Origin of the sequence: Pseudoalteromonas sp. BSi20439, assembly GCF_000241165.1 — a bacterium.
GTDB lineage: Bacteria > Pseudomonadota > Gammaproteobacteria > Enterobacterales > Alteromonadaceae > Pseudoalteromonas.
Genome location: NZ_BADW01000013.1, coordinates 20,793 through 28,189 on the forward strand (window position 1 = coordinate 20,793; position 7,397 = coordinate 28,189).

Sequence of the window (7,397 nt, forward strand, 5' to 3'; positions counted from 1 at the left end):
CGCTTTCTTTTTTATACACACACGTTAGTAATCTTTAACTAACGACTGACAGCTTATAGCTAACAGCTAGATTTCTTAGTGCGAAACCACAATCAAACGAATCGCATCGAGTTTTAACTGCGCTTTTTCAATATGTGCGGTTAGCTCATTGCGTTGTTTATCGTAAAAGGTAATTTCCTCTTGGCGAATGTTTGGATTAATTTGCTTCAGTGCAACTAATCGCTGTTGCTCTTCGTTTAACGATGTTTGCATCTTCTCTAATGCATCAACACGAATCACATCCAGTTTTTGCTGAGCCATGTCTTTTGCGGTGTTGATCATCGGGTGAACCGCGCTTTGCAATGCACCGGCTAATTTACTCGCCGTTTGACGGCCGACCGCAGATAGTTGCTGATTAAAGCCATCAAAACCAACATTTTCACCTAAGTTATTACTGCTCTTATCGAGTAAAATACGAATTGGCGTAGGGGGTAAAAAGCGGCCAACTTGCAGTACTTTTGGTGCCATGGCTTCGGCAACAAATATTAGCTCAACAAAAAAGGTGCCTGGTGGTAACTTTTTGTTTTTAAGTAACGCCACCGATGAACTACCAAAATCATCATCACAAATCATATCCATAGTGCCTTGCACCATAGGGTGATCCCAACTAATAAAGTGCACATCTTCCTGTGAAAGGGCTGTATCACGGTCAAAGGTTACTGTCATTCCATCGTCTTTTAGCGATGGAAACGAAGCGTTTAACATGTGCTCAGTGGGTTTTAAAATAATGGTGTTTTCACCTTTATCTTCTTGGCTTACACCAAAGGTGTCGAACACGTTGATCATGTAGCTTGGCAGTTCAAACTGGTTATCGAGCTTTTCAATGTCAGCTACAAGTGAATCAGCAGCACCTTGTCCCGATGAATGTAGCTCTAGTAAGCGATCTCGGCCACTTTCCATTTGCTTGCGTAATACTGCATTTTTTTGTGCTACTTGCTCAAGGAGTGGATCTAGCTCATCTTCATCACAATTATGAGCTGCAATGTACTCAAGTAAATCTTCGCTAAACTCTTTATACAACAACTGCCCAGTGGTTGATGTGCTTTCAAACGCATCTAAGCCTTCGTTGTACCAACGTAATAACACTTCCTGTGCTGTGTTTTCAAAGTAAGGCACATGAATGTTTACATCTTGTGTTTGTCCTATACGGTCTAAGCGACCAATACGTTGCTCAAGTAAATCTGGGTTGAGCGGTAAGTCAAACAACACTAAGTGATGTGAGAATTGGAAGTTACGACCTTCTGAACCAATTTCTGAACACAGTAATATTTGTGCGTTATCGTATTCATCGGCAAAGAATGCCGCAGCGCGGTCACGTTCAATAATCGACATACCTTCATGGAACACAGACGCTTTAATTGCTTCGCGTTCACGTAATATTTGCTCAAGGCTAATCGCTGTTTCGGCTTTAGCACAAATAAGAAGTACTTTTTCACGCTTGAGTGTTTTTAGCGTTTCAATTAACCAATCTACGCGAGGGTCAAATAATCCCCAACTTGCGCTTTCACCTTCAAATTCTTGAAATATTTTTTCAGGGAAAAGTGCACGTTGCGCACTGAGCTCGGCATTTTGAATGCCACTCATATTACCCAGTACGGTCATTGCTGTTTTGTATTGCTTAGGTAATGCCATTGGGTAGACATGTAATTTACGGCTAGGGTAGCCATCAATGCCACTGCGGCTATTTCTAAATAATATGCGCCCAGTGCCATGGCGATCCAGTAACATATTGAGTATTTCTTTACGTGCAGCAAGGTCGCCTTGTTGGGCTTTTTCAAGGATATCGGTGATATCTGTTTCTTTTAATAGCTCAATTAATGTGGCTTTTGCGCTGTCATCCAGTGCTTGTTCTTGTAATAACTGATTAGCAGCTTCGGCAACGTCTTTGTAGTTTGCTTCTTCTTCTTTAAACACGTCATAGTCGTAAAAACGATCTGGGTCGAGCAGTTGTAAACGAGCAAAATGACTACGATGACCCAGTTGGTCTGGCGTAGCGGTAAGAAGAATTAGCCCTGGAATATCTTGGCTCAGCTCAGCCATACGCTGGTATTCAGCACTGGGTTTATTGTTGTTAATGCTTAAATGATGGGCTTCATCAATGACTAATAAATCCCAGTCGGCTAATGTTGCTTGCTCAAACCAACGTTTTTTCTTAGTTAAAAACTCAAGGCTGGTAAGCACCAGTTGCTCGGTATCAAATACGTTAGGTGAATCAGCAAACGCTTCGTCGCAACGCTCTTCATCAAAAATAGAAAAACGTAAATTAAAACGGCGTAGCATTTCTACTAACCATTGGTGTTGCAGGTTCTCAGGCACAACAATAAGCACACGGCTGGCACGACCGCTAATAATTTGCTGATGCAAAATCATGCCCGCTTCAATGGTTTTACCTAAACCTACTTCATCAGAAAGTAATACACGCGGCGCAAAACGTTTACCGACTTCTTGGGCAATATAAAGCTGATGCGGAATAAGATTAGCGCGTTGACCAATTAAGCCTTTAATAGGTGATTGCTGACGTTCGAACTGATGTAACCAGGTTTGATAGCGCAGAGTATACCGATCAAAACGGTCCACTTGGCCTGCAAATAAGCGGTCTTGCGGTTTATTGAACTTGATAAAATGATCTAAAAAAGTTTCTTTTAATTGTACTTTATCACCGTTATCAACACGCTCTCCGTGATAGCACAGTAACTCACCCTGCACTTCAATAGACTCGACTTGTAATTCCCATTCTTCAACGCTTCGGATCACATCACCAGGATTAAATGCTACGCGGGTTACCGGTGCTTCTGCAGAAGAATAAACACGGTTTTCACCACTGGCAGGAAATAAAATACTGACCTGGCGGCCATCAATGGCAACAACGGTGCCCAATCCTAAATCTGACTCTGTGTCACTTATCCAACGCTGACCTAAGGAAAAATTCATGTATGTCTCGTCTATGAAGAAAAAGGCGGCTATGTTACCTGTTAGATAACACCACTGCAAGGCGCTATTTGCCTGACTTTTAATTAATTTTATAAGTATGAATTATTACCAACCCTAAGCGCTCATTAGTGCGTCGATTTTGTGGAAAATTCAAACTAAATGATATTTGTCATAAAACAGACTTTTATGACAAATAGACTAAACTCAAATTATACCTAAGTAATTTATCAAGTTTATTAGTAACCACTGATTAGTTTATTGGGTATAGCATAAAAATCATAAAACGTAAGGAAAGTACTATGGGAAAAGCTTCGAACCTTGATAGTAAAATGTATGTGCTAGATACCAATGTCTTGCTTCATGAACCCCTCGCGTATTTGTCATTTCAAGAGCACCAAGTGGTTATTCCAATGACGGTATTGGAAGAGCTTGATCATATTAAAGATAGAAAACACGATGTGAGTCGCGACGCCCGAATGGCTATTCGAGGGCTTGATGGAGTGCTCAGTCAGGCCTCTCCCGAGCAAATGCTACAAGGGGTTGCACTACCAAGTAATAAACAAGGCGGGTTAACGGGAAGCTTGCTGATTGTAAACGACCATTTATTTGCTGATTCTATTTCTGGCTTACCGGGCAATGAAAACGACCATCGTATTATTAATTGTGCGGTGCACTTACAAAATCAGCACAGCGATAAAAAAGTCATACTGGTTACTAAAGATATCAACATGCGCTTAAAAGCCAAAGGGGCAGGGCTTAAATATGTTGAGGATTACCGTACCGATCAGCTCATTGACGATATAGCTTTACTTACCAGCGGTTATAAAAAAATTGCCGGTGATTTTTGGCAGCATGTTGGCGAGTGTAACACTGAGCAACACGGGCGTGAAACAGTCCATCATATCCCTAAAGATTTAATCCCAGATGTGTTTTGTAATGAGTATTTACTTGATGATGGCGATCAGTTTGCCGCAAGAGTTAAATCCTATGACGACGAGCATATTACTATTAGAGATATTGGTGCAGAGCGACTAATGCATCAAAGCGCTTGGGGAATAAGGCCAAAAAATATTTACCAAGCAATGGCGCTTGATGCACTGCTCGACACCTCTATTGAATTAGTAATACTTACTGGTCCTGCTGGGTGTGGTAAAACGTTATTAGCCATGGCGTGTGCACTGGAAATGGTCATAGAAAAAGGTATTTACGACAAAGTCATTGTAACCCGTAATACCCCTGAAATTGCTGAATCAATAGGCTTTTTACCTGGCACTGAGGAAGAAAAAATGGCGCCATGGTTAGCGGCGATCACCGATACCTTGGAGGTGTTGCATAAAGGAGATGAGAACCCAATTTCGAGTCGTAATTACATTATGGAAAAAGCCAATATTCAGTTTAAGTCGGTGAACTTTATGCGTGGGCGAAGTATTCAAAATGCGGTGGTGATTTTACAACCCCGAATTGGAAAGATTTTAAAGTTTTTACCCCCTTGTTTTTATTGGCCTGTAGAAAAAGTAAAAAGAATTTCTCTAAACATGGATTTTTGTAACGACTTTAAGCATTCCCACAATAGCCAATCTTTACAGAGTATTTGTTATTTGGGATGTAAGTACAACACGCATTCTAGCAACGATGCAAACTTTTGGAGGGCTGCGTCATGAAAAGCTCTGTTGAAAACCGAAACCCTCGTGTTCTTGACACGTCTGCGTTGGTTCATGATCCAAAAAGTATCCTGTCATATCAAGATGATATTTACATCTGTCTAACAGTTCTAGAAGAATTAGATAACTTAAAAGAAAGAACTAACAAATCGGTTAGTGCTGATGCTCGTGTATGTATTCGTATGCTTGAAGATATAATAAATGGGCACAGTGCAGAAGAGATGGAAGCTGGTATTCCACTGCCTTCTACTGAAACAGCTAAACGAGGAAAACTGTTTATTGGAATTGATACCCAGCTCGATATGGCTAAAGAGTTAAAGCACGGTATTGGAAGTGACGCTGACAATAGAATAATTAACTATGCACTGTATCTTCAGAAGGACTTAGATAAAGACGTAGTAATTGTTAGCCGTGACATTAATATGCGCTTGAAAGCTCGAACCGTAGGGGTCATGGCAGAAGACGTTGCCGTAGATAATCAAATATCAGATATTGATCTTTTATACACAGGGGTACAAGCCTTTAAAGGAGATCTTTTTGATCGAATTAAATCAGACAAAGACTTCAAGGTTTCAGGAGAAGTTTATACTTTCCCAATAAGTCTATTTAATGATGAAGTTCAGCCAAACATGTATTGGTACGATGAAGCTGGACACATTGGGCGAATTTCAGAAGTAACAGATACTGAGGTATTCACAAAGTTATTGCCTCGTAAACAAGAAAAAGTATGGGGCATTTTGCCTAAAAATCAGCGTCAGGCAGTAGCTTTAAGCCAATTAACAGATCCATATTATGACTTAAATATCATCCTTGGCCCTGCTGGCTCCGGAAAAACTTTTTTAGCAGTTGCTTCGGCGCTGCATCAAGTATTGGAGTTAAAAAAGTACAAAAAAATCGTTGTGGTGCGCTCCAGAGACTTTATGGACGATGATCCGGGGTTTTTACCCGGTGACCTGACAGAGAAATCAATGCCGTTATTAGCAGGTATAACAGATGCGCTTATATCAATGCATTCAGGTGATAACAATGAAGGTAATATTAGTGCAACTGTTGAGCATGTGATCGAAAAAGCCAATATAGAATTTACTAGTATGGCTTACTTCCGAGGTCGTTCAATAGACGATGCTGTTTTAATCATTGATGAAGCTCAAAACATGACTAGAGCGCAAATTAAGGGCATGTTAAGCCGTGGTGGCAAAAATTGTCGCACAATCGTGTTGGGCAACTTAGCCCAGATTGATGATAAGTTTGTCACACCCGCATCTTCAGGTGCTAGCGCGGCTGTTAACGTGTATAGAAACTATGAAAAAGGCTCAGTATTGATATTTGATGAAGTAGAGCGTAGTAGCTTGGCTGAATTCACTGAAAAGAACATGTAGGCATCAAACTACAATTCACATTTCCTTATAATATTGCGACAATAGCCACTGCTTTTTGCAGTGGCTTTTCAGAGAAGCCCGTTCCCACGAAAACAGGACGAAATGGATTTACTCTGAACTAAAAGATTAAATATTCACAAAAACTGAGTGACATAGGTGCGTGGCCTAGCGTTGCCGTTTTTTGGTGTATTGATGTCTTTTAATAAAGAAGACCTGCTAGTAAATATAAAAAGGCAGGCAAAACGATTATCTAAATTATTAACTATTCCCCTTGGACAAGCCCAAGAAGCCCTAGCTATTTGTCTGTATGACTGTAACAGTTACAGCGATTTACTAGTAAAAATAAAAGCTGAATCCTTTGACAACCCATTGATAGCACTGTCTGCTCTCTCACCAAACTCGGAAATATTTTTAGTAAAAATATTAGCTAGCCACCTAGATAGCATCATTGGAAATTTTGAAAAAAAATTTCCCGGTTCCAATATAAATGAAGAATTAGTCATATCCCTTTTCGGACTTAGCTTTGATGAGTTCAAAGCCAAAATTTCTGACTGATTTTGTACAAATCCGTAAGTTGCCATTTAAAAATTTAGCGATATTATGAGTGAAAGGTTGTGCGGACAGCCTACGCCTACACATGTTTTTCGCCTTGAAAAACGTGAACAGTGAAGCGGAGCATCCGTAAAAATTTGGTTATTTGAACAATAAATAAAGCAATGTGTTGGTAGGCCATTGTTTATTGGAAAGTTGTTTGGAGAACTAAGTGATCTCACTTTATCAATTAAAGAATAAGCTCAATAAACAAGCAAAAGAGTTTGCTGAGTTATTAGAGTTTCCTGATCTTTACGCCCAAGGCCTGTGGGCTAGAGGTGTTTATAACTGCCCTCATTTTTCTGATACCCATAAATATCTCTCTGAAGTATTTGAAAAGAAAAAGCTGGACTCAATTCTAAAGCACGATTCCCTGAAATATTTAATGATCAACGAATACGATGATCAAGAAATTATTGAATCGCTTCATAAAGAAATTGAGTCAATGGCAAACCGTATTGAAAGCCTGATGCTGGTAGATATCGAAACATTAGAGTTAGTTTCAGTGATATACCAAGTTTTAGGGTTGCCTGAAAATGCCAAGTTTATTGTAAATACAGGTGCAGACTTCCGCTTAGAGTGGCGACCATACTTTGATGCCTTTGATGATCCGTTGATAGTTCAATATGCAGATTTAAAAGTTCATGGTTGTTATTTCAGGCTAATCGCTTGCAAGTTTCCGTTTGAAAAGCTTTCCTTGGATGACATTAGAAAATACATGTACATCAATCATGTAAACCATAATGGTGAGTTTGAAGGCTGTATTTCTGAAGGAAATACATTTTCTAAGCATGTG

Annotated in this window: 4 protein-coding genes and 1 pseudogene; 4 read left to right on the forward strand and 1 reads right to left on the reverse strand. The window is 39.9% G+C overall.

All coding sequences use genetic code 11. The features are described 5' to 3' along the window. Window positions 1-75 precede the first annotated feature (75 nt). Window positions 76-2,970 (reverse strand): RNA polymerase-associated protein RapA, encoded by a 2,895-nt coding sequence (gene rapA, locus P20439_RS01675; RefSeq protein WP_008464128.1) that lies wholly within the window; start codon window positions 2,968-2,970, stop codon window positions 76-78. Window positions 2,971-3,269: 299 nt separating this feature from the next. Here rapA and P20439_RS01680 point away from each other — a divergent pair, with 299 nt between their 5' ends. The 4 genes and pseudogenes from P20439_RS01680 to P20439_RS01695 form a co-directional block, all read left to right on the forward strand. Then, the gene (locus P20439_RS01680) at window positions 3,270-4,631 is read left to right on the forward strand and encodes a PhoH family protein (protein WP_008464129.1); all 1,362 of its coding nucleotides are present in this window, start codon (window positions 3,270-3,272) and stop codon (window positions 4,629-4,631) included. Beyond that, complete coding sequence (locus P20439_RS01685; protein WP_008464132.1) at window positions 4,628-6,010, forward strand: PhoH family protein; 1,383 nt, start codon at window positions 4,628-4,630, stop codon at window positions 6,008-6,010. The genes P20439_RS01680 and P20439_RS01685 overlap by 4 nt, the downstream gene beginning before the upstream one ends. Window positions 6,011-6,202: 192 nt before the next feature. Continuing rightward, window positions 6,203-6,565 carry a hypothetical protein gene (locus P20439_RS01690; RefSeq protein ID WP_024595179.1) on the forward strand — a complete coding sequence of 121 codons (363 nt, stop codon included), beginning with the start codon at window positions 6,203-6,205 and terminating at the stop codon, window positions 6,563-6,565. Window positions 6,566-6,773: 208 nt separating this feature from the next. Then, window positions 6,774-7,397, forward strand: a pseudogene (locus P20439_RS01695) (hypothetical protein); the annotation flags it as partial.

Coding starts and splice junctions, on each gene's coding strand:
- P20439_RS01685 (WP_008464132.1), top strand. CDS start 4,628: ATGAAAAGCTCTGTTGAAAACCGAAACCCTCGTGTTCTTGACACGTCT.
- rapA (WP_008464128.1), bottom strand. CDS start 2,970: ATGAATTTTTCCTTAGGTCAGCGTTGGATAAGTGACACAGAGTCAGAT.
- P20439_RS01690 (WP_024595179.1), top strand. CDS start 6,203: ATGTCTTTTAATAAAGAAGACCTGCTAGTAAATATAAAAAGGCAGGCA.
- P20439_RS01680 (WP_008464129.1), top strand. CDS start 3,270: ATGGGAAAAGCTTCGAACCTTGATAGTAAAATGTATGTGCTAGATACC.